At 43.0% G+C, this 24,787-nt stretch carries 17 protein-coding genes; 5 read left to right on the plus strand and 12 right to left on the minus strand.

All coding sequences use genetic code 11. The features are described from left to right. Positions 1-237: 237 nt before the first annotated feature. Positions 238-4,743, plus strand: coding sequence for a glutamate synthase large subunit (gene gltB / locus WAE59_RS07085; protein ID WP_337855239.1), 4,506 nt, complete (start codon positions 238-240; stop codon positions 4,741-4,743). A gap of 47 nt (positions 4,744-4,790) precedes the next feature. Beyond that, entirely contained in the window at positions 4,791-6,257 is a 1,467-nt protein-coding gene (locus tag WAE59_RS07090; protein WP_337855240.1) for a glutamate synthase subunit beta, read from the plus strand. A gap of 89 nt (positions 6,258-6,346) precedes the next feature. Here the strand turns inward: WAE59_RS07090 and WAE59_RS07095 are convergent, their stop codons facing one another. The 3 genes from WAE59_RS07095 to WAE59_RS07105 are packed head-to-tail and all read right to left on the minus strand — an operon-like array spanning position 6,347 to position 8,716. Continuing rightward, positions 6,347-7,003 carry a YdeI/OmpD-associated family protein gene (locus WAE59_RS07095; protein ID WP_337855241.1) on the minus strand — a complete coding sequence of 219 codons (657 nt, stop codon included), beginning with the start codon at positions 7,001-7,003 and terminating at the stop codon, positions 6,347-6,349. A gap of 15 nt (positions 7,004-7,018) precedes the next feature. After that, a complete protein-coding gene (locus WAE59_RS07100; protein ID WP_337855242.1) occupies positions 7,019-7,549 on the minus strand; it encodes an RNA methyltransferase in 531 nt (176 codons plus the stop codon). 15 nt (positions 7,550-7,564) lie between these two features. Beyond that, positions 7,565-8,716, minus strand: a complete 1,152-nt coding sequence (locus tag WAE59_RS07105) for a galactokinase (protein WP_337855243.1) — start codon at positions 8,714-8,716, stop codon at positions 7,565-7,567. Between the two features lie 164 nt (positions 8,717-8,880). Here WAE59_RS07105 and WAE59_RS07110 point away from each other — a divergent pair, with 164 nt between their 5' ends. After that, positions 8,881-9,918: an aldose epimerase family protein gene (locus WAE59_RS07110; RefSeq protein WP_337855244.1), complete on the plus strand. Its 1,038-nt coding sequence runs from the start codon at positions 8,881-8,883 to the stop codon at positions 9,916-9,918. An 88-nt stretch (positions 9,919-10,006) separates the two neighbouring features. Continuing rightward, positions 10,007-11,017, plus strand: coding sequence for an LLM class flavin-dependent oxidoreductase (locus WAE59_RS07115; protein WP_337855245.1), 1,011 nt, complete (start codon positions 10,007-10,009; stop codon positions 11,015-11,017). Between the two features lie 35 nt (positions 11,018-11,052). Here WAE59_RS07115 and WAE59_RS07120 read toward each other — a convergent pair whose 3' ends face one another. The 3 genes from WAE59_RS07120 to WAE59_RS07130 form a co-directional block, all read right to left on the minus strand. Then, on the minus strand, positions 11,053-12,108 hold the full coding sequence (locus WAE59_RS07120) for a phytase (RefSeq protein WP_337855246.1): 1,056 nt from the start codon (positions 12,106-12,108) through the stop codon (positions 11,053-11,055). Positions 12,109-12,113: 5 nt separating this feature from the next. Beyond that, complete coding sequence (locus WAE59_RS07125; RefSeq protein ID WP_337855247.1) at positions 12,114-14,936, minus strand: TonB-dependent receptor; 2,823 nt, start codon at positions 14,934-14,936, stop codon at positions 12,114-12,116. Positions 14,937-15,155: 219 nt separating this feature from the next. Next, positions 15,156-16,772 carry a tetratricopeptide repeat protein gene (locus WAE59_RS07130; RefSeq protein ID WP_337855248.1) on the minus strand — a complete coding sequence of 539 codons (1,617 nt, stop codon included), beginning with the start codon at positions 16,770-16,772 and terminating at the stop codon, positions 15,156-15,158. Between the two features lie 162 nt (positions 16,773-16,934). Between WAE59_RS07130 and WAE59_RS07135 the strand changes: the two genes are divergently transcribed. Next, positions 16,935-18,821, plus strand: a complete 1,887-nt coding sequence (locus WAE59_RS07135; RefSeq protein WP_337855249.1) for a TonB-dependent receptor plug domain-containing protein — start codon at positions 16,935-16,937, stop codon at positions 18,819-18,821. Here WAE59_RS07135 and WAE59_RS07140 read toward each other — a convergent pair. The 6 genes from WAE59_RS07140 to WAE59_RS07165 form a co-directional block, all read right to left on the minus strand. Further along, positions 18,811-19,893 (minus strand): histidine kinase, encoded by a 1,083-nt coding sequence (locus tag WAE59_RS07140; RefSeq protein ID WP_337855250.1) that lies wholly within the window; start codon positions 19,891-19,893, stop codon positions 18,811-18,813. The two genes, WAE59_RS07135 and WAE59_RS07140, sit on opposite strands and share 11 nt — an antisense overlap. 3 nt (positions 19,894-19,896) lie before the next feature. Then, positions 19,897-20,703, minus strand: a complete 807-nt coding sequence (locus tag WAE59_RS07145) for a sensor histidine kinase (RefSeq protein ID WP_337855251.1) — start codon at positions 20,701-20,703, stop codon at positions 19,897-19,899. A 316-nt stretch (positions 20,704-21,019) separates the two neighbouring features. Beyond that, entirely contained in the window at positions 21,020-21,958 is a 939-nt protein-coding gene (locus WAE59_RS07150) for a sulfite exporter TauE/SafE family protein (protein WP_337855252.1), read from the minus strand. A gap of 264 nt (positions 21,959-22,222) precedes the next feature. After that, positions 22,223-23,578 carry an MATE family efflux transporter gene (locus WAE59_RS07155; RefSeq protein ID WP_337855253.1) on the minus strand — a complete coding sequence of 452 codons (1,356 nt, stop codon included), beginning with the start codon at positions 23,576-23,578 and terminating at the stop codon, positions 22,223-22,225. 56 nt (positions 23,579-23,634) lie between these two features. After that, the gene (locus WAE59_RS07160) at positions 23,635-24,258 is read right to left on the minus strand and encodes an AlbA family DNA-binding domain-containing protein (RefSeq protein WP_337855254.1); all 624 of its coding nucleotides are present in this window, start codon (positions 24,256-24,258) and stop codon (positions 23,635-23,637) included. Between the two features lie 26 nt (positions 24,259-24,284). Further along, positions 24,285-24,770: a DUF4442 domain-containing protein gene (locus tag WAE59_RS07165; RefSeq protein ID WP_337855255.1), complete on the minus strand. Its 486-nt coding sequence runs from the start codon at positions 24,768-24,770 to the stop codon at positions 24,285-24,287. Positions 24,771-24,787: the final 17 nt, after the last annotated feature.

Below are 24,787 nucleotides of genomic sequence, written 5' to 3' on the forward strand. Positions count from 1 at the left end.
AAGCGAATTTTTTGTAAAAATAGAGGCTCTCCTGCTTATGCAAAATTATTCTAAATAGCGGTATTGTGATTATGGTAATTGGTAACGATGTAAATTATCAATATTGCAATTTTGGATGGTATTATTTTAAAACTACTGCATATCTCTTAAAAAATATATCAATATTATAATTCATTGAAATAATTTCTTATCTTAGTGTCTCAAATACACTATACCAAACTATATTTAAACGGACTTATGGAACAATCACAAGATAACCAGGGGTTATACGACCAGCGTTTTGAACACGATGCATGCGGGATCGGATTTGTCGCTCATATCAAGGGCAGAAAATCGCAGCAAATCATTTCAGACGCCATAACCATTCTTGAAAATCTTGATCACCGCGGGGCAGTAGGAGCCGAGATCAATACGGGAGACGGTGCCGGTATCATGATTCAGATACCACACGAGTTCCTGTACGATGAATGTCTTAAGATCGGGTTCAGTCTGAATGAATCTGGTGATTACGGCGTCGGGATGCTTTTCTTACCCAAAGATGTGAAAGCAAGAGAAGAATGCAGGGAAATCATTTATCGTGCTGCAGAAAAACTGAACCTGGAAGTATTGGGTTTCAGAAAGGTGCTGACCAACACCGAAGGCATTGGCGATATGGCGCTATCTGTAGAGCCGGAAATGGAGCAGTTGTTCATCGCACGTCCGTACGCCATTGCAGCAGGTGCTGATTTCGAACGTAAACTGTACGTATTCAAAAATTACCTATCCAAAACGATCAACAATACAGTGAAGGGTATTAATGGTGATTTTTACATTGCCTCCTTTTCTTCCAGGACAATTGTTTATAAAGGCCAGCTGACCTCATTGCAGGTGAGATCGTACTTCACCGAACTGGGTGACAAACGTGTTGTATCTGCATTTGGCTTGGTACACTCGCGTTTTGCAACCAATACTTTTCCTTCATGGAGACTGGCTCAGCCTTTCAGATATATTGCCCATAATGGTGAGATCAATACCTTGCAGGGCAACCTTAACTGGTTTAGAGCGAGTGTGAAGTCTTTTGCCTCCGCATATTTTACCCCTGAAGAACTGAATATATTATTGCCTGTCATCGATGAGACCAACTCCGATTCAGGTTGTTTGGATAATGTAGTAGAATTACTGATGCACTCCGGCCGCTCGCTGCCGCATGTACTCATGATGCTGATCCCGGAAGCCTGGGATGGTAATGATGATATGGATGAGCTGAAAAAAGCATTCTATAAATTCCATGCGACTTTAATGGAACCATGGGATGGACCGGCAGCGGTTTCATTTACTGATGGAAACCTGATCGGTACGACATTGGACCGAAACGGACTGCGTCCGCAGCGCTATGCAATTACGGAGGACGACCTGGTGATCATGGCTTCGGAAGCCGGTGCATTGGCCCTGGATCAAAGTAAGATCATAGAGAAAGGCAGGTTGACGCCAGGCAAAATGTTTGTAGTAGACATGGAGCAAGGCCGTATCATTTCAGATACCGAAATTAAACAACAGGTATGTGGCAACAGGCCATATGCCGATTGGATCAATAAATACCAGATCAGACTGGAAGAGCTTCCTGAACCAAGAGTGGTATTCAGTGGGCTTTCTGAAGAATCTATATTCCGTTACCAGCAGGTGTTTGGTTATACCAGAGAAGATATCGATCTGGTGCTAAAACCGATGGCAGTAGAGGGTAAAGAGGCAATCGGTTCTATGGGAACTGATATTCCTTTGGCTGTACTTTCCCAGAAACCACAGCACCTTTCCTCTTATTTCAAACAATTGTTTGCGCAGGTGACCAACCCGCCAATTGACCCGATCAGGGAAAAGGTGGTCATGAGTCTTGCGGGATTCATGGGAGCCAACGGTAACTTACTCGAAGAAACTGCCATGCAGTGTCACTGCGTGGGTATCAAACACCCGATATTGACCAATACAGAACTGGAGAAATTGAGAAGTATTGACACTGGTGTATTCCAGTCTAAAACTTTGCAGACCTATTTCAGGGCGGATGGAAAACCAGGATCGATGGCTAAAGGTATCGAACGTCTTTGCCGTTATGCTGTGGATGCTGTGGAAGACGGATTTCAGGTAATTATTTTGTCTGACAGGGCACTGGATTCTGAGCACGCTGCGATCCCGTCGCTACTGGCTGTTTCTGCGGTTCATCATCATTTAATCCGCAAAGGATACCGTGGCGCAGTTGGCATCGTGGTGGAAGCTGGAGATGTTTGGGAAGTACACCATTTTGCGACACTGATCGGCTTTGGTGCTACAGCAGTAAATCCTTATCTAGCTCTGGAGACCATCCGTGGTTTTGGCAGGGAAGCAGGCATGACGACTGAAAAGATGGTGAACAATTACATCTATTCTATCAATGGTGGTTTGCTGAAGATCTTCTCTAAAATGGGAATCTCTACTTTACAATCTTACCATGGTGCACAGATCTTTGAGATTTTAGGTATCAATAAAACAGTGGTAGATAAATATTTCACTGGTGCAGTATCAAGGATTGGTGGATTGGGATTGGATGAGATTGCTAGAGAAACCCTGATCAAGCACAACAGGATTTTCAAACTGGCTACACGTCCGGATGCGATCCTGCCTACAGGTGGTAACTACAAATGGAAACGCAAAGGAGAACAGCATTTATTTAATCCGCAAACGATCCACTTGTTGCAAAATGCAACCAGAAAAAATGATTACAATACCTATAAGCAATATGCGAAACTGGTGAATGAGCAAACTTTGCAAGCTTACACCATCCGTGGCTTATTTGAATTTAAATACAACCGTCCGGCCGTGCCGATCGAAGAGGTAGAACCAATTGAGAACATCCTGAAGCGTTTTGCAACAGGAGCGATGTCTTTCGGTTCAATCTCTCACGAAGCACACTCTACACTGGCGATTGCCATGAACCGCATTGGTGGCAGGAGCAATACAGGTGAGGGTGGGGAAGATGAACTGCGTTACGAGAAGCTTCCAAACGGTGACTCTATGCGCTCATCGATCAAACAGATTGCTTCTGCACGTTTCGGCGTAACGAGTTATTACCTGACTAATGCAGATGAGCTGCAGATTAAAATGGCCCAGGGTGCAAAACCAGGTGAGGGTGGACAACTACCGGGGCACAAAGTAGATGACTGGATCGCAAAAGTGCGTCACGCGACGCCGGGCGTGGGATTAATTTCTCCTCCTCCGCATCACGATATTTATTCGATTGAGGATTTGGCTCAACTGATCTACGATTTGAAAAATGCCAACCGTGAAGCCCGTATCAACGTAAAACTGGTTTCTAAAGCAGGTGTAGGTACGATTGCTGCCGGTGTGGCTAAAGCCCATGCAGATGTGATCCTGGTTTCGGGCTTTGATGGTGGTACAGGAGCTTCTCCGCTGACTTCCATTCAGCACGCAGGTTTGCCATGGGAGCTTGGACTGGCCGAAGCACACCAGACTTTGGTAAAAAACAGGTTGAGAAGTCGTGTGGTCCTTCAGACTGACGGTCAGCTGAAAACCGGTAAAGATATTGCTATAGCGACATTACTTGGAGCTGAAGAATGGGGTGTAGCTACCGCAGCCTTAGTGACAGCAGGTTGTATTATGATGCGTAAGTGTCATCTGAATACTTGTCCGGTAGGTGTGGCAACGCAAGATCCAAACTTGAGAAAACTGTTTACCGGTGAGCCGGATCACGTCGTGAATCTGTTTTACTTCCTTGCACAGGAATTAAGAGAAACCATGGCTGAGTTAGGTTTCAGAACGATCCAGGAAATGGTAGGACAAGCAGACGCACTTACAGTACGCAACATTGATGAATCTGACTGGAAATTGAAAGATTTGGATTTCTCTAAAATCTTGTTTAAAGCAGCAGATAACGGATTGAGTTTGTATAATACTGAAAGTCAGGATCATGGTTTGGAGAATGTATTGGATCACCAGTTGATTGCTGCTGCTCAGCCAGCATTGGCAACTAAAGAGCCGATCTATAAAGAATTCTCTGTGATCAACATCGACCGTTCGATCGGTACCATGTTGTCTAACGAAGTTTCCAAAGTATATAAGAGTCAGGGACTGCCTGCTGATACCATTAATTTTAAATTCAAGGGTTCAGCTGGACAAAGTTTTGGTGCATTTGCGACAAAAGGAATTTCTTTGCACCTGGAAGGTGAAGCTAATGATTATGTTGGTAAAGGGCTTTCTGGTGCTAAACTAGCCATCTATCCATTCAGTGAAAATAAATATGTTCCGGAACAGAACATCATCATCGGTAACGTAGCCCTATATGGTGCAACTTCTGGTGAGCTGTTTGTCCGTGGGCAAGCTGGTGAGCGTTTCGCCGTGCGTAACTCTGGGGCCACGGCAGTAGTAGAAGGTTTGGGTGCCCACGGTTGTGAGTACATGACTGGAGGTGAGGTGCTGGTGATCGGTACTACCGGAACCAACTTTGCTGCTGGTATGAGCGGTGGAGTAGCCTGGATCTACGATGTGAACGGCGACTTTGCAAGTAAATGCAACAAGGAGATGGTAGACCTGGATCCTTTGGATGAACAAGACGAACTTAGGATTGCCTTCTTATTGAAAAAACACGCCCAACTGACCGAAAGTAGCGTAGCCAAGTTCCTGTTGTCTGATTGGGCAACACAATCAGCGCATTTCATCAAGGTATTCCCTAAAGAATACAAAGCTGTATTAATGAACAAAGCCAAAGCCACAGTTTAAGACCTTAACCAAATGACTAGTACTAATCAATTAAACAAAGCATAACCATGGGAAAAGTAACTGGATTTTTAGAATATGAAAGGACTGCTCCTGGTAAAGAAGATGCCAAATCTCGCTTAACGCACTACAATGAGTTTGTAGATGCGCTGGAAGAGCAGGAAGTAAATAAACAAGCTGCAAGATGCATGGATTGCGGTGTGCCATTTTGTCAGTCGGGTTGCCCGCTTGGTAATGTGATCCCGGAATTCAACGAGGCAGTATATAAAGGAGATTGGCATCTGGCCTCTACCATTTTGCTGAGTACCAATAATTTTCCTGAATTTACAGGAAGGATTTGTCCGGCACCTTGTGAGTCTGCCTGTGTATTGGGCATTAACAAATCGCCGATCTCTATCGAGGAAATCGAAAAACACATTATAGAAACTGCTTTCAAAAAAGGTTATATTAAAGCAGAACCACCTTTGATCCGTACCGGTAAGAAGGTCGCGGTGATCGGTTCAGGACCTGCAGGTCTGGCAGCTGCAGCACAGCTGAATAAAGCGGGACATGAGGTAGTAGTCTATGAACGTGATGATACGCCGGGAGGTTTGCTGAACTATGGTATCCCTGATTTCAAACTTCAAAAAGATGTGGTGACCAGGCGTATCGCCCTGATGGAGAAAGAAGGTATTGTATTTAAATGCAATTCAAACGTAGGTGTGAATGTAGAATTGAATACCCTGCTGAGAGACTATCAATCTATCGTATTGGCTGGTGGTTCTACCATTCCGCGTGACTTGCCAGCTACTGGCAGGGATGCCAAGGGAGTACATTTTGCGATGGACTTTCTGAAACAGCAAAACAAACGCGTGAAGAATTTTGAAGTTAAGGATGAAGCCATTCTGGCGACTGGAAAAGATGTGATCGTGATTGGTGGTGGTGATACAGGTTCAGACTGTATTGGTACCTCTAATCGTCAGGGTGCGAAATCCGTAACTCAGTTTGAGATCATGCCGATGCCTTCTACTGCAAGGACAAACAATATGCCCTGGCCAACTTACCCCATGTTACTGAAAGTGACTTCTTCACATGAAGAAGGCTGCGAAAGAGGTTGGGGAGTGAATACTAAGGAATTTATTAAAGATGAAAATGGTAACCTGAAAGCGGTGAAGGTGGTGGATGTAGAATGGGAAATTGATCCTTCTGGCCGTCCCCTTAACTTTAAGGAGAAACCAGGTACAGAACGCGACCTGCCTTGTCAGTTGGTGTTATTGGCAATGGGCTTCCTGCATCCGCAGAAAGAAGGCCTGATCGAGAAGTTGGGCGTGGAATTGGACAACAGGGGTAATGTGAAAGCGGAAGAGGGTAAGTACCAGACGAATATTGCCAAAATCTTTGCTGCCGGCGACATGCGTCGTGGACAATCTTTGGTAGTTTGGGCGATCTCTGAAGGTAGGGAAGCTGCCCGCAAGGTAGACCAGTATTTGATGGGACACAGCAGTTTGCCATCTAAGGATGGTATTCCCTTTGCTTAATTATTGAATCGTTTAAACTATTGGATATAACGAAAAAACACCGGCAGGATTGCCGGTGTTTTTTTATGCTTGATTCTCATTGATGTCTACTATTTCTCTGTAGGGTTTTTCTTGCCGGTCATCAGCATCTCTATAGTTTTCTGCAAGCGGTTGATGCGTGTGGCTTCCTGTTTCGCAGTCAGGATCCAGATTACATATTCTTTTTTGTGAGAATAAGCGAGGGATTCAAAATATTGACCCGCCTGAGGATGTTGCAGAAATAATCTGGCCAGTTCAGGTGGTGCTGTGACTGTTTTTTGGTCTACATTTATGAATTCCGAAAACTCATTGGTCTTGATCTGTTGATTGCCAATTCCCGATGATTTGACGCTTCCTACAGGTTTGATGCGCAAACCTGTCCAGGTTTCATCGATAGCTGCTGAGCCACATGGAGTTAACTGGTATGGTTCCAATTCTTGCCATTTTTCCATCTTCAGATCAGTGGCAATACCAGAGGTTTTCTTTGGGTAGGCAATCCATACCAGGGTTTTATCGGCGATCTTTGGTCCCCATATGCTCAACTGTTGACTAAGTTCTGTACTGTTTTTGACGAACAGCAGTAGTGCATCAAAAATCTTAGCTTCTTCAGAAACTATACTGATTTCTTGGATATTACCCAGAATAGCACCGGCATTTTCAGGGGCATTAGCCAGAATGAGTGTGAAGGCTGGCTTGAAAAACATTTTCTTGAGCAGTGCATTTTCCATATGGCGAATTTGTTTTTACAATCTCAATTTAGCAAAGAAATCCCAAAGTACAATTCCCGCTGAAATGGTGATGTTGAAGGAGTGTTTGGTTCCGAATTGAGGAATTTCAATACATTCATCTATGATTTTCATGACCGCTTCGTCTACACCATTGACCTCATTGCCAAATATCAACGCATATTTCTTATCAACTGAGGGTTTAAAGGTGTGTAACATGGTGCTGCCTGATGCTTGTTCAATGGCGATAATTTCATAACCATCGGCCCGAAGCGACGCTAAAGCCTCGGTTGTCTGTTCAAAATGTTGCCAGTTCAGTGACTGGGTAGCACCCAGAGCCGTTTTTTCAATCTCCCTGTGCGGAGGTTGGGCAGTGATGCCGCAAAGGTATACACCGGCAATGGAAAAGCCATCGCCGGTACGGAAGATAGAACCGATGTTGTGCATGCTACGTACATTGTCGAGCACCACAATGACCGGGAGTTTTTCCTGTTCTTTAAATTCTTCTACACTTACCCGGTTCAGTTCGTCTAATTTTAATTTTTGCATGCTGTGGGTGTCAGATTAGATGGCGCTGGCACCGTTGCCGATTTCACTGACATAGATTCCAGGAGCATAGCCAATGCGCTCTTCATAGTATTGGGTCAATTTTTTGGCAAAATCCTCTTCCTGTCCTTTCCTTAACAAAGCAATAGCGCAACCGCCAAATCCGGCACCGGTCATGCGGGCCCCGATCACTGGCTCATAGCCAGCGCAGAAATCAACTACAGTATCCAGTTCTACACCCGATACTTCATATAGTTCCCTTAAGGACTGGTGCGAAGCGTACATCAGGCGGCCGAATTCATTCAGTTCGCCTTCGCTCAATGCTTTCGCTGCCAGGTGTACACGGTCATTTTCTTTAATGACGTGTGTGGCACGTTTCAATACAGTCTCATCTGTGATCAGGTGACTATGCAATGCAAATTTTTCAGCAGTCAGTTCACATAAGGCATGTAGCTTAATTTCCTGGTTCAATTGTTCCAGGGCAGTCTGGCATTCTGCTACACGTTCGTTGTATTTGGATTCAGCCAGTTTACGGGGTTTGTTCGTATTGATAATCGCCAGGTTGTATTCGCCCAGGTTACAGTCAACTGCTTTATATTTCAATGTATCACAATCAAGAACCAACGCTTTATGGCTTTCGCCGAAGGCAACTGCAAATTGATCCATGATACCTGAATTCAATCCGATAAAATCATTTTCAACCCGTTTGGCCATTAGCACCAACTGCAATCTGTCGTAGCCCAGGTTGAAATAATCGTTTAATGCATAAGCCATGACCACCTCAATAGAGGCAGAAGAAGACAGACCGGATCCGATCGGGATATTGCCTGTAAAAAGCAAGTCCAGGCCGCCAGGGATCTTGTGGTCTTTCAGGATTTCATTAAAGATGCCCAGTGGATAGTTATACCATCCTTTCCCGTCTTTGACATAGCTGTCTTTCAGCTCAATGGTAGCTTCTTCTTCAAAGTTCAGACTTTTGAAACGGATTACATTTTCGTTGTTTGGTGCAAGCGCTAACCATGTGCCTAAGGTGACGGCGCAGGGCATGACCAAGCCACCGTTATAATCGATGTGTTCACCAATCAAGTTGACGCGTCCGGGAGTAAAATAGTATTGTGCAGGTTCGTGTTTGTAGTGCTCCAGGAATTCTTTGGTTAGTTCAGCTTTCATTGTAATATTTTAAATTATTGTTTTAGTTTTAATAAAGTATTTATAGTATTGCCTGTGATCTCATTTTCGGTTCTAAATATACGACTATGAACCGAATCCTATAAGTTCAAAGCCACAATAACATACATTTTAACTCATAAAACATAACATTTTAGCAGATACAGATGAACACTAAGCTAGTAAAGACGGGAAAAATCATAGATGGTCAGGAGGTCATTGGTATTGAGCTGACCAATACCAAAGGGACATATGTAAAAGTGTACAATTATGGCACGATCATCAGCAAATTTGTGGTGACCAATAAACAAGGGGAAAAGCAAGATATTGTTCTGGGATTTGATGATTTCGATCAATACCTGAGTGAAGGCTATCGCGAGAACTACCCATATCTCGGTGCAGTGATCGGAAGATACGCGAACCGCATTAAAGATGGACGTTTTAATTTGGAAGGTCTAGACTATCAGCTGGCTAAGAATACAGGTTATGACTGTTTACACGGTGGCAAAACTGGTTTCGACAGTAGGGTATGGGAAGTGTTGTCTACCATAGACCCAAGCGTGACCATGCGCTATGTGAGTCCGGCAGCTGAAGAAGGTTTTCCAGGCAATCTTGTTGTGGAACTCACCTTTAAGCTGACTGACGAGGATGAGCTGATATTGGACTATAAAGCCACTACAGACGCTGTTACTCCGATCAATCTGACGCATCACAGTTATTTTAACCTCAGTCCGGATGGAGGTCCGATCATCCATCATCACCATAGAATGCCTGCCAGTTATTATTTAGAGCAGGATGATACCTACTGCGTGACTGGAAAACTGATTCCTGTAGCCGGAACACATCATGATTTTCTTGCCGGAAAACCGATTGGTGAAAACTGGGATACGGAGCTGGGCTATGATCAGACTTATGTGCTCGACAAGGCGTATGGGGAACTGACATTGGCATCGGAAACTACTGAGGCTGCGAGTGGGCTAAAACTCACTGTATACACTACTGAACCAGTTGCCCATTTTTATACAGCAAAATACCTGGACGTAAAAAACGGAAAAGGCGGAGCTCATTATGAGCCCTTTGGTGCCTTTTGTGTAGAGACTCAGCATGCACCTAACAGTGTGAATGTACCATCGCTTCCGAGCACGATATTAAAACCAGGAGAGCGTTATCAACAGACTACAATTTATAAGATAGAACACCAATAGGTAATACTTGTAGTATTAGCGTCATATCAGCTGGTGCGAACGGGATTTTAGCGTTTCAGGCTTTAATTTTGTTCGCATCAATAAGCATATGAAAAGATCAATCACCAATATTCCCTATTCCGTTTTAGATTTAGCGACGGTAATAGAAGGCAAAACACCTGCTGACACGTTTAAAAAGAGTGCCGATCTTGCACGTCACGTAGAAGACCTTGGCTATACCCGTTATTGGTTGGCAGAGCATCATAACATGATCAGTGTAGCCAGTTCTGCTACCTCTGTAGTGATCGGGCATATTGCCGCAGCTACCAAAACTATACGTGTAGGTTCAGGAGGCATTATGTTGCCAAACCATTCGCCATTGGTGATTGCAGAACAATTTGGAACACTCGAATCACTGTTTCCGGGACGTATTGATTTGGGCTTGGGCAGGGCGCCTGGTACGGATCAGGTCACGGCTATGGCTATCCGTGGTGAGCAACGTTTCCAGGCTGCACAAACCTTTCCACAGGACGTATTGAAATTACAAGCCTATTTTTCATCGGAAAACAGCGGGAGCAGTGTGAGGGCCATTCCCGGCGAAGGATTGGATATCCCGATCTGGATACTAGGCTCTAGTACCGATAGTGCACATCTGGCAGCGGCATTGGGATTACCTTACGCTTTTGCAAGCCATTTTGCCCCGGCGCAGTTTATGACTGCCATTAACATTTATAGAGATAAATTTAAGCCTTCGGAGCATTTGCAACAGCCCTATGTGCTCGCCTGTGTGAATGTGGTTGCTGGCGAGACTGATGCGGAGGCGAATAAATTGGCAACTTCCCTGTACCAAATGTTCAGAGGTGTGATCACCGGCAAACGTCAATTACTTCCGCCGCCTGTAGACAGTATGGAAGGGATTTGGTCTGATTATGAAGAAGAACAGATCAGCCAGATGCTTGCCTGTACTTTTGTGGGAAGTAAAGAGACTATTAAAACTGATCTTCAGCAATTTATAGATCAGACTGGTGTCGATGAGGTAATGGCTTCAGCACATATTTTCGATCATTTTGCAAGACTCCGCTCTTATGAGATTTTGTCGGAGGTTTTTAGAGGGATATGATAAAAGGGCAGTCCATTTTTGGACTGCCCTTTTTGTTACTTTTTAGCTGCGTCGATTTTCTTCTGCAAGTCACGCCAGTCATAATATTGAAACACTTTTCCGTTGCTCATGGCTACAAATAGTCCATTTGGATATTTAGGGCCGAGGTTTACATTCGTTACATCTGAGCCGTCACTTTCAATTGTAGACACATCAATCTCTGTGATCAGTTGATGCTCATGAATATTTGCTTTGCTTCCTTCTCTTCGGTACACCATAAAACTGTTTTTTTGCTGGTTGGAGATCAGGATGTAGCCAGTTTTCGGACCAGTTTTGTAAATGGAAATGCCTTCATGATCGCTGGTAAAACCATCTTGTGCAAAGAACGCAAGCTCTTCATTTCCTTTGGTCGGATCTGCATAGTATTTGTGAACACCTACGGTTTCGTCGGAGTAATAGATAAATCCCGACTCATTATCAACTGCAATGGCCTCGATTTCTTTTTTTCCGCTGTATTTACCAAACTTGCGTACCACCTCAGCTTTAATTCCGCCCAGGCCATTATCTGTCAGTTTATATTGCCATAGGTATTGATCTGAAGGACCTGTTTTCCTGCCAACTATTGCGTAAATGTTGCTATCCGGGGCGGTATAAAGCGATACCCCCATCGGATCTCTCTGACTTTCCCCTTCAAACACAGGTATACCGCCTTTGTCAAGGGGTTTGAGGTCAGGGAGACTATAGATTCGGATCATGTTGGTTTCCCTTTCTGTGGCTACGGCAATGTCTACCAGTTTACCGTTGATGTTTAAGCCATAGGCAATGTCTACGTTATTAGGCCTTTTTAGTCCGGTTACCTTATTGACAATCCCTCCATCCAGATTGTAAGCATATAAGCCACCATCGGTATCTTTATCTGTGCCAATGATCAGGCTTTTTGAGGAGTCAGCAGGATGAATCCAGATTGCGGGATCATCGGTATCGTGTCCCACTGTGTCTGTAATGGCCGCAGGTTTTAGCGCATTCGGCGATATGGTACCCTGTTTTTCATTGTTACAGGCGGTAAGGCTGAGTATTAGGAGCGGTAGGAGTTGATATATTTTAATATTCATGAGGATTATTTATTGAGGTCAAACTTAAGACCAAGATTAAATTTACTGCGGTAATATTCCATTTGCATGGTTTGGGAGGAAATGCCCTGGTAATAACGCAGCGGCTGATTGGTCAGGTTGTTGGCCTCACCAAAGATGCGCCAGTGTTTAGCGACTACATAAGAAGCATTGGCATCCAGAAAAACTTGTTTGTCGTAGAAACGGTCTTCAAAATCGTTGCCCCCCAGTTCGTCGATGTAATCTGCAGCGTAGTTCATGGAGATACGTGCAGAGAATTTTTGGTTTTCCCATGAAAATGAGGCATTAAACATATGAGGGGTAGTACCCGGAAGCGGGATACCGGTACGCAGGTCACCATCTTCATTATAGATGCCTGAAGTTTTTGACTTGGTATATGTGTAGTTGGTGTATATACCAAAACCTTTTAAGAATTTGCCAGGGAGGAAATCAAGTTGACGTTGTAGGGCTACCTCAAAGCCGTATACCTTTACACTTTCTCCATTTCTCGCCTGTACCAATGTCCAGTTTTCGTTGACAGGAATCGGGTTACTCATGTAGGGGAACTGCGTAGCAAATTTGTCTGTGGTCATGTTTTCATCTCTGTAATTGTAGATAAAGTCGTTGATCTTTTTGTAAAATAAGCCACCGGAAAAGATACCCACAGATTTAAAGTAGTATTCACCCATTAAGTCGTAATTCCAGGAATAGGATGCTTTCAGGTCTGGGTTCCCTGCATCAATCTGAGCATCATCCATAATTGTGTTGACGAAGGGAGAAAGTACGTAATAATTTGGTCTTGCCAATGCTGTAGTCGCCGCAGCCCTGATGATCAGATTTTCTGCGGGGGTGTATTTGAATGTTAAACCTGGTAAGGCGTTAAGGTATTTGTTTTTAGTGATTTTTGTCCCTTCTAGATCCTCTTCATCCTGAATGAGATTTCCTGAGTAGCGGATCTGAGTGTTTTCCAGTCGGAGACCGGCGATCATTGAAAATTGCTCGCTAAAGTCCTGGTCCCATCTTAAATAGCCTGCGATGATGGTTTCCTTAGCTTTGTAATTTGCGGCCAGAAATTCCGTTGGATCAGCTTCTCCTTCAAATAATGAAGTATTGCTCAATTGTAGTCCGCCGAGAAATTCTCTGCTCGCGAAATTTCCAGGAACGTATTTAGTATCCGGTTGCCATTTGTCGCCGCCCCAATAACGAAGAGTGGTCTGCGACAGATTTTCGATTCCATCGACCGGTTCATATTCCATGAAAGTATTGTTTCTGTCTTTGTTTTTTAAACGGAGCCTTGCACCGAACCTCAAGCGACCTTTTTGTCCACTGACCAAAGAAAATGGTATCCTGAAGTCAAGTTTGGCACCCAATTCGTCTTCCTTGGTCTCATCTGTATTTTCGGTGATTTTATCCAGCTCATATTCGTCCAGTGAAGGCTGAGTTGACACATTTAGAAGGGGATACCGGCTTGGACCAAAGTCTTTGTTGAAATTCAAAGTACCCGTTTCGAACTCAATATAACGTTCATTTGGGCGGTATTCTCTTGCTGTAGAATAGCTGACCGCCCAGTGCATATCCAGTTTAGGTCCAAGGAGGTGATCTCCATTGATCGAGTAGTTTTGTACGCGCTGATCTTCGAGACGGGCATTGTCTACGCGGTTGTTTCCGATACCACCTTTGGTCTGTCGGTTGATAGCTCCTTCATAACCAATGATGTTGTCATTCGCATCGTAAAGTGGTTCTATGTCTTTCATTGTATAACGGTACCTATTTTCCAGGTCATCACGCCAGTTGTACATCGCATTAAGACTGATCTGATGCTTTTCATTAAACTTAAAATCCATGGCTGTAGCAAAGCTCCTGCGGATGCGTTTCACATCATATTTGCGGATATCTTGTTCTTCTACGTAGGTATTCCCAAAATCGTCTTTTTTCCAAACTGCTTCTACGTTATCTGAACCATAGTTGTTATGATTGTAAGAACCACTTATCACGATACCAAACTTATCTTCAAAGAAACGGTCGCCATAAACCAGGCTCGCATTGTACAATGGGTTTTCACGGATCGGAGCGTAACCTCCGGAGAAGGTCGCTGAGATCCTTTGCCCATTTGGTGTTGCACGGGTGATCAGGTTAACCGATCCACCGATTGCGTCGGCATCCATGTCCGGAGTAAGTGTCTTATTTACTTCTATGGTCTGGATCATGTCTGATGGAATCAGGTCCAACTGTACCCTGCGGTTGTCACCTTCTGCGGAAGGAATGCGGTCGCCATTCAGCGTAACCGAGTTCAATTCAGGTGCCAGGCCACGAATGATGATATTCCTCGCTTCACCCTGATCATTTTGCATGGTGATGCCTGGAATACGTTTTAAGGCATCACCGATATTGGCGTCAGGGAACCGTCCCACCTGATCGGCTGAGACAATATTGGAGATGTTCAGTTTGTTTTTCTGAACGTTTAAAGCCTTGGCCTGGCCACGGAGCCTATCTCCCATGATTACAACCTCCTGACCAATTACAGTAGATTCTTGCATCGTCACGTTTACCGGAATTACCTTGCCCTTGCTAATGCTTACTTTCTGGGTATAGGTGTTGTAGCCTATATAAGTTACCGTAAGTGTAAAGTCCCCCAACGGAACATTTAAGAACTGAAACTTTCCATAGGTATCTGAAACGGTGTGTAGGTTTCCGGGTTCCAGATGGAGCACAGCTCCCGGAAGTGAAAGCTTTTGCAGGTCTGTGACCTGGCCGGTGAGCAGTCCTTTCTGTGCGAAGGCCATCGCGGACCAGCATGTCATAATGATGGCGAAAAATAGAATTTTCTTCATGTAACAATTGTTGATTTGAGATTTTTTAATTACACCGGCAAGTTGTAATTGTGGCGATGGCTATGCAAATTTTGTCTGTTACATAAAGTATACAAGCTGAGATTTTGCGTATACAAAAAGTGAATTTTATTTTTTAAAGCGTTGTTTGTTAGTGTTTTGTATTGTTATTAACCTCCGTTATCTAATTGTTAAGCTAAAGTTTACCGGAGGTTATCATGTCTAAATTGATTGTAAAAATGCAATAAGGTTTTCGCCCTGCTCAAGATCTAATTTTTTGCGCAGGCGGTATCTGGCTATTCGGAGGCTGTCTTGTGAAATGGCAAGCATCGAAGCCATATCTGCAGAATCCATATTCATTTTGAGTAAGGAGATCAGTTTAAGGTCGGCAGAAGTGAGTCCTGGAAATCTCCTGTTCAGGTTGTCAAAAAAGGAATGGTGGATCTGTTCAAAAAGCTGTCGGAACTCCAGCCAGTAAGCATCATTGTTGAAATTGAGGTTAATTTGTTGGATGACTTGCCTCAGTTGTTTCTTCTGATCCCGTTTTTCATCTTTAGTGATTTCCTCCAGTTGGGTTTTCAAATTTTCGAGTAATTGGTTTTTCTGGATCACATGCAGGACCTGGGTGCTAAGTTCTTTGGATTTGATCCCGATATCCAATTTAAGTTGCGTTTCTTCCATTTTACGATTTTTGAGTTCCGCTTCCATCAGTTGTTTTTGTGCCTCAAGAACCTCAAGTTTAATGCGTTGGCGGCTGAGGATCAGAAATACCGAAAATATAAGGAGCAGGATGACCATCACAGTCGCTACGGTAATGATCAGGTTGATCTTCTTCTCATTTTGTAATTCCCTGATCTCATTGTTTTTCTTTTCTACATCATTGAGGGCTTGCAGGAATGCCATCTGCTTGCTGCCCTCGATGGAATAGATCTTAAGAAGACAGCTTCTGGATAGCTCTCCGTAAGTATATGCAGATTCGTTTTGGCCCATCAGGTGGTAGGTCTTCGCGATGTCCCGATAGGCGGAATTGATCTGGTACATTTCAAGGTGTGCCTGTGCAAGTTTCAATGCGGAAAAATATTGTTGGAGGGCTTTGTTGTAGTTGTTCGTTTTACGGTAAATGTCGCCGATATTATTAACGACTTCAATGGTTGATATTTCTTCTCCGACATCGGCATAATTGGTCAGTGCGGAATGAAAATAAGACATAGCCTCGTCGTAATTTCCAATATCTTCATAGATACTCCCAAGATTTTCAAATGTTTTTGCCATTCCAGTTCTATTGTTGATTGATGCATAAACTCTTAAAGCACGTTGCTGATAATCGAATGCCTGGCTATACTTTTGCTTTTTTTCCAACAAGTGCCCCATTTTCCCGAGCGCAGCCGCAATGCCAGGTGTGTCTTTTTGTTTTTCAAAAATGCGCATGGCTATGCTGTAACTCTTCCCAGATTGTGCGGTATCCCGGTTGTAATATTGTAAGGTGCCAAGTTGCAGGTAGTTTTCTGCCAGAAGTTTCTGTTTTCCCGCTTTTTCAAATAGCCTTCCAGCTTCCAGATGGTATTCCAGGGCACGTTGATAATGTCCGAGGTGAAAGCACAGCTCAGCCATTTTCCGAAGACTAAGCCCTTGTTCGACAGCATCACCCTTTGCATGTGCGATTGAACTTTGTTTTTTTAGCTCCAGAAAAAGGGAATCTGGCCGGTCCAGCTGTTGAAGCTGATATCTGCCGGTGACAAAATCGTCTTCGACATGCTGGGCTCGTAGCCCCGAACCCTGCTGTAGGACCATCCATAGCAACAAGAAAAGTGCTCTGAAAATAGACTTGAGGTATTTCATACACTTACAAAAGAATGATCTCAATGTTAATTCATCGTTAAGTTAAGTGGAGATTATGAACGGATTAACAGTATTTTAAGAAATAGTTGATCAGGAATGTGGCGAAAAGCTAACATCAAATCGACAAACCATACTATATTTGGCGCAGCAAAAATAAAAACAATGCAATTTAAAAAACTGGCATTTCCGGTTGTAATGTTGGGCAGTGTCATTACTGCTTACGGCCAACAGGGAAATCTACAAGATACGGTTAATAAACTCAACGAAGTAATTGTTAAAGAAAACAGGCTACAGTTGCCTTTTTCAAAACTCAATAGAAACATCTGGATCATAGACCATGAAAAGATCAAAACCTTACCAGCAAGATCCGTCAGTGAACTGCTAAGCTATGTCTCAGGTGTAGATGTTCGTCAGCGGGGTCCAGGCGGTCTGCAAGCTGACATCAGTATCGATGGAGGGACTTTCGACCAGTCGCTGGTGTTGATCAACGGGATTAAGGTTTCCGATCCACAGACAGGCCATAACATGATGAACCTCCCGATTGCAATTGATGATATAGATCACATTGAAGTGCTGAGAGGTTCAGCTTCAAGAATTTATGGTGTGAATGCTTTAACCGGGGCCATTAATATCGTGACGCGGACGCCTCAACAGACCAGTGCCACTGCGAACGTTTTTGCCGGGAGTAGCTTTAAGGATGATGTATCCGGCGATACGTATTATAATTATGGTGCGCGAGCTGCCGCTTCGGTAGTATTGAATGGTTCCAGTCATGTTTTGTCTGGTGGACAGGAAGCAGGAAATGGTTATCGGTATAACACGGCATTCAACAACCAAAAAGTGTTTTATCAGGGGAAATACGTGCTTAATAAAAGGGATGCGATAGATGTTCTTGCAGGTTATACTCATAACAATTTTGGAGCGAACGGATTTTACGCTTCGCCAGGCGACAAAGAATCAGAAGAGACCGTGAAAACCGCTCTCGCTTCCTTAACTTATCATACTAAGTTCAGTGAAAATTGGGTGTTCAGCCCAAGAGTCAGCTGGAGAAACAACGTGGATGACTACCTCTACATCAAACAGACACCTGACAAGTTTCATAATCATCATGTGGTGAATGTGTTTAATGCAGAACTGAACAATACAATTGAACTAGGTTTTGGTACACTTGGTATCGGATTGGAAGGTCGTACTGAAAAAATTAATAGTACGAATCTAGGTAAAAGGGAACGCAACAACGCGGGAATTTCAGGCGAATTTAAATTTGAGCCTGCGGAACGCTTATGGATCAATGCCGGAATGTATACCAATTACAATTCGGATTTTGGCTGGCAGGCATTTCCAGGCATGGATGTAGGTTATAATTTTTATGGCAACTGGCGCTTATTCGCGAATGTAGGTACAGGGCAGCGACTACCAACTTATACCGACCTCTACTATAAAGGACCAACAAATATTGGGAACGATCAGCTGAAGCCGGAAAAATCAAAGTACGCAGAAGGAGGCCTAAAGTTTAATAATGAGAAATTGTCGCTGAATGCAAGTTACTTTTTTCGCAGGATCGATCATTTTATAGACTGGATAAAAGAGGTACAAACAAACCCATGGCAACCCCAAAACTTTAGCCAGGTAGACACCAAAGGGCTCACTTTGAGCGCGGATTATTTATTAGGTAATATTCTGGAAAACGCAATAGGTAATGTCCGGATCGGCGCTTCATACACCAATCTGCAGCCCAGCTTCAAGAAGACACTGGTTACCGCAAATTTTTCGCGCTATGCACTGGAAAGTCTACGGAATCAACTGAGCACCACCTGGAGTGCTGACTTCTACAAGGTAATCTCCTTGAGTCTGACCAGCCGTTACAATGAACGTATCAATTATAAAAATTACATGACAATGGATGCCAGACTGGCTTATCGGCAAAAGAACTGGAGTATATATACCGATGCAGCCAATGTATTCGATGTGCAATATATTGAAGCTGGTGCGGTGCCAATGCCGGGGTCATGGTTTACTCTGGGTATAAAGGCCGCAATTATACGGTAGTTTGTTGGGTGCTAAGTGGCAGGTTCAGACTGATGATACATTTGTCATCTTCGCAATTTTCGAATTTGAACCTGACACTGGAACCATACAAATGTCTATAGTTATTGCCATACTCATTCAGGTCAGCAATCAGGATCTCATTTGCTCTTAAACCATAGTCCATCTCCAGATTGAGTTCTTTTTCATCGATGAGCAAGATCATACGGAGTATTACTGGTTGATTGGAATGCGCTTTGCAGAAAGGCTCCAGAATGTTAATTAAAGAAAGGGGCGCAATATTTTTGCCGGAAGAATTGCCCTGAACGTCTAAGTGTATTATCAGATTATTTTTATCATTATACAGGTCTATGAAATGTATAAGACTCTGTAGTGCATCTAGTTCTTCAGACAGTGTAGAAAGGTGTTTCTTTTTGCTGTACAAACGGTATCGTAATAGATCTGAAAATGCAAGAATTGCATCGGGCGTATTGCTGTATTGTTCCTGAGCTGAATGTTTCAATTGAGACAATGAGCGCATCAGAAAATCAGGACTAATATTGGTCTTTAGTAAATCCAGTTTCACCTGTTCAATTTCCTTCTTTTCTTTTTCCAGTTCCAATAGTGTGTGGTTTTCTTCGTTCTTTTCCATGAAAAAAAGCATCATAGAAAAGACCACAAAATTGAGCAGATAATTGCCCAGATTGACAAAATATCTTTGGAAAAAAGTTGAGCTGGCTTCAATATGAGGGTTTTGGTAACTTAGTTTTACAAAATATTGATTATAAGGTACATCAATGGCGGCGATGAGCAAATAGGAGAGGACAGTCAGTATCCAAAATAGAACGATTCGGTTTCTCTTGAAAAAATACGGGATTAAATAAAGACAATAAGTATAGTAAAATAGGGCAATCAATAGATTATCCAGTATGAAATGATTGAAGACGACACTGGCTGTAATTGGCACTTTCACGCTGAGCAAAGTACCTGCCACGAGTACCCAGGTCCAATAGATGACATGCGCAACCCAACGGTATTTAGAAAAATAGACCCAGCGGTTCTTTTTGTTGATCTCTATCTGTACAATGTTGCTCATCTGCTAAAAATTAATCAATAGGTCTATTTCAAAACGGTCTTTGAGGTTATTGATGCTTAAGCGGTGTTGGTTAGGATAAAGGATTTCTAATCGTCTTTTTACATTCTTGATACCAATTCCACCTTTATATTCAGTGATGGCCTGACCACTTGGACGGAAAGGTTTGCTATTTTGCAATTGAAAATGAACCGAATGTTCATTTACTTCAACTTTCATATTGATCCAGGATTTACCAAAACTAGATTTGGTGCCGTGTTTAAAAGCATTCTCAAGAAAGTTGATGAGCAGCAGGGGGGCAATGTTCTTATGCGCTGTGTCGCCACTGATTTCCACGGTCACTTTACATTCCTCTTCCTTATGCCTTAGTTTTTCCAGTGCAATATAGCTGTTGGTGAATTTAAATTCATTTTCCAGAGGAACAAGGTCAGATTTGCATTCGTAGAGCATATAGTGTAGCAAGGATTCCAACCTTTCAATAACTACCTCCGTTTGTGCAGACTTTTTAAGACTCAGGGCGTAAATGTTATTTAAGGTGTTGAAGAGAAAGTGTGGATTAACCTGTGACTTTAAAAAGCTACTTTCTAACGCTATTTTCTGAGTTTTAAAACTGGAAAGCTTGCGTATTTCTTTTTGCTGGTCATAGATATCTACAAAATAATAGAAGGATGTGAAGAAGAAAAAAACAAGCAGGAAGCGGGAAAGGCTATTGCCGATCAGCTTGAAAAAAGTAAGGTTATGATTTACATCGGAGGCAGGAAGACCAACGTAAATCATTTTAATGATCAATACCTGGAAGAGACATATGATCATTAACATTCCGATAAGGCCACACCAGAAAACATATTGTTTACGATAGCTATAAAGTGGCATGATTACAAACTGAAAGCTATAGCAAGCGATAAGTAGAGTAACAACTTTTATAATAAAGACTTGAAGTCCTACACTACCAAACGGTTCCGCAAAATGATTGAATTGTCCGGAATTATACATCTGGAGTAGGGAAACTCCAGAGATGGTTATCCAAAATAAGAGGTGCAGCAACCATCTGTAGTTGCTGAAATTCTTGTTGACTTGTTGTTTAAAAGAAAGATTTGCCATTAGCGTCAAAGGCAAATTTATTCTTTTTCTACAATAATTTAGTCACTGACATCCATATTATGCGAATACTGGAAATAATAACAATAACGGCGACCCCAATGAACATCTTTTTGATGGGGAGCTTTCCGACTAGCCTGGCGGCGATGGGTGCTGCAGCCACACCTCCCACGATGAGTCCTATAATCGACTGCCAATGACTGACGCCCAGGATGAAGAAAAATGTAATTGCACTTGCCATAGTGACAAAGAATTCCGTTAAACTCACTGAGCCGATTACGTATTTAGGTGTGCGGCCTTTAGAAATCAGTGTAGAGGTAACCAGCGGTCCCCATCCACCACCGCCAAATGAATCCAGAAATCCACCTGCACCAGCCAGCCAGCCAGCGTGCTTGACCTTCTGTGGTTTTTGTTTCTCTTTAAAAGCATTAGCCAGAATTCTTATACCGAGCAAAAGCGTGTAGATAGAAATTACCGGGCGAATATAGGTAGAGAATGCTTCGCCTGCATAACCCAATAAAATAGCTCCTGCTATGGCACCCAATACACCAGGGATGAGCAAAGTTTTAAATAATTTCTTGTTCACATTTCCAAATCGATAGTGGCTGAATCCAGAAGCGCCGCTAGAGAACATTTCTGCAGTATGGATACTGCCAGAAATGACCGCAGGGTTGAGTCCGCCAGATAGTAAAAGTGTAGTAGATACTACACCGTAACCCATTCCAAGAGCACCATCTACCAATTGTGCCAGGAATCCCACCAACAGCATCCATAGGAATTTTTCGTCAATTTGGTTATAGGTGTCCTTTGCGATACCAACCAGAGAATCATAGCCTATGTAGGAATAGATGGCATAGCCAACAAACAATACAGTCAGGATGATGAGGCATAAATAAGCAATTTTCTTCCATTTTCGTTCCTGGGACCGGTTGTTTATATTGACGCTGACTTGGTTTTCTGTTGTACTCATTAGATCTCTTGTATGCTTTAATAATGGCGGCTGGTATTCATTTAAAATCCGGCGAGCCCGATGGGCCGCCGGATGCTGGTTTAGGTTACTAGTTGGTTTTAATATTATTTTTAGGCAGGCAGCTTGTCTCGAGTCAATGCTTCATGCTTTATATAAGTTCTATGTGATTAGTCGACAATATTAAGGCAAGTTTTTGAATAAACAAAATTTTCAAGCAATAAATTCTATTGAATTACTAGATATTAGGGTGGCGCTGCTTTTTATTTAGCTGGCGAGCCTTTTTGTTCTGGTCTGAAAGCGGAGGAAAAGCAATAAAGATGCTGTTAAAAGGCCAAAAGTGAGTCCATACCAAATGCCATTAACCCCCAAGTGGAGGTTGATGCCCAAAAAATATCCCAACGGAATGCCGATGATCCAATAAGCAATAAAGGTGATCAGGGTAGGGATGTTGACATCACCAATCCCTCTCAGGACACCTAGACCTACGACCTGCGTGCCATCGAATAGCTGGAAAAATCCAGCAATAATGAGCAACTGAGCGGCGATATGTATTACAGCCGAATCTTCGGTATACAGATATGGTAATAAATTATTCGCAAAGATGAACAATAATGCCGTGATGCTCATAAAGGCAATGATGACGTGGTAACTCGCGATTGCGGAATGCCTCAGATCTTTAAAATTACTTTTGCCAAAGTTGTTCCCTGTTTTAATCGTTGCTGCTGAAGCAATTCCACTGGCCATCATATAGGTTACTGAAGCGAGGTTAATAGCGACCTGGTGGGCAGCCTGTTCGACAGCGCCTATAGTACCGATTAATATCGCTGCGCCACTGAAGGCGCTGATCTCAAAGGAATATTGTAAGGCAACAGGTGCACCTATTTTGATGATCTTAATGGAACGGACACGGTCGACGAAAGTAATTTTAAATTTTTCTATATATGCTTTAAAGTGTTTGGAACGTAAAACATAGAGGCACATGACTATAGCCATGATAGTACGGTCAATCAGCGTACTGAGACCTACGCCTTTTACACCCATAGGACTGATTCCAAACATGCCTTTTACGAAGATGACCCCCAATACAATATTGATGACATTCCCCCATATAGAAACAAACATCGCCTGTTTGGTAAAGCCCAGTCCTTCGGCAAATTGCTTAAACGTCTGGAAAATCATGAGTGGCACGATGGAAATACCCAAATAGCCCAAATAAGGCTTTGCATAAGCCACCACCTCGGGAGATTGGCCAATATGGTCGATGATCAGGAGTGTGCCCATATGAACAAAGCCATAAAGAAGTAATGACATGCAGAAATTGATGATCAGGCTATTTGAGAGTAATTTGCCACATTCTTCATAGTTCTTCCTTCCATTTTCTTGTGCGATTAGAGGGGTAAGCCCATAAGCTATCCCCATTCCCAGCACCAAGATGAGCATAAAGAGACTATTGACCAGTGATACGGCAGCGAGTTGGATCGTGCCTGCAAAATGACCGACTATAACACTGTCGGCAAGGTGAGCGAGTGTATGTCCCAGTTGAGAAACAACAATAGGTAGCGCAAGGCGCAGGTTATCCGTATAATAGGGTTTATACTTTTTGTAAAGGCTCGTCAACATGAGGCAAAAGTCGGCTTTTTCCAGCTGATTTTTGAGAGTTACAGATTTATATTACATTAAATTGTTGTGAAATACTCTTCCTTTTCATTGATGTGAGGACGAATAACGCCACTTATGATCAGGCTGACAAGGATTTTTTGCGCCTGTCTGTAGGAACTTCTAGTGAGTTTACTAAACTCTTTTAAGGTGATGCGACCTTGCTGTCCCAAGTACTCGAATAGTTTTTTTTCTTGTTCAGTGTAAGTGATGAGTTGTCCGGTTTCGCTATTTCCCTTCTTAATGACATCAACGAGGATCTTACTGGCAAGAATGCTCTTATCTTTTACTCTGTAGTAAACCCACCATTTCTTGTTTTCATCGAGTGCATAGTGAGGCTTCGTATCACTTGAAGCAATACTGACCACCAATACCAGTTTATCATCGACATATACTTCCTCAAAGTCAGGTTCTATCGCTGGCTTGCAAAACTGGTGCGCCGACTTCGTGATCATATAGCGTTCTTCATCTTCAGATTTGACCCCTTTAATGCTTCCATCATCGGCTACTCCAATCAGCAACTGGCCACCCTTATTGTTGGCAAAGGCGACCAGACTTCTGGCGATCTTTTCATTGCTGGTAATCGTTTTTTTAAAATCCAGTGTAGTTCCTTCGCCCTGTAATATTAATTTCCTGATGTTCATCTGAATGCGATTTAGCGTTAATTTCATTAATAAGCAATGCGTGGAGCTTCACCTTGATGAAGATTCCTGACATATACTTCATTCATTACGGTGGCACATACTTCTCCTGCTTTGTTTTTGATCTCCATCGGGTAAGCTTTCACAAATTTGCCACCGGTGTTTAACGCTTCAATAGCTTCATTTAGCATAACGTCTGTAATGACTACTGTGAAATAAAGTGCGGAACGTCCTGGTTTCAAGTACTGTATTGATGCACTTTTTAACCAGACCCTGACTTTAAAGCCCTGCCGTTGGAGGAGTTGGTCAAATAGTATTGCGTAGAAGGGGTCGGTGGCAGCGTAAATGGTTCCTCCGAAAATAGAGCCATTGTAATTTTTATTGAACAGGCTTTTGGCAATTTTTACATCGGCCCCTTTAAAGCCCGGATGGAATTTGCGCACCCATATGCGTTGAAATAAGAGTGGAGGATATAAGCACATTGCCCATTTGAGGGTTTTCTCTGATACAACCATGATGCTTAAATATCAGA

Origin of the sequence: Pedobacter sp. GR22-6, assembly GCF_037402555.1 — a bacterium.
In the GTDB taxonomy this organism is placed as follows: domain Bacteria; phylum Bacteroidota; class Bacteroidia; order Sphingobacteriales; family Sphingobacteriaceae; genus Pedobacter.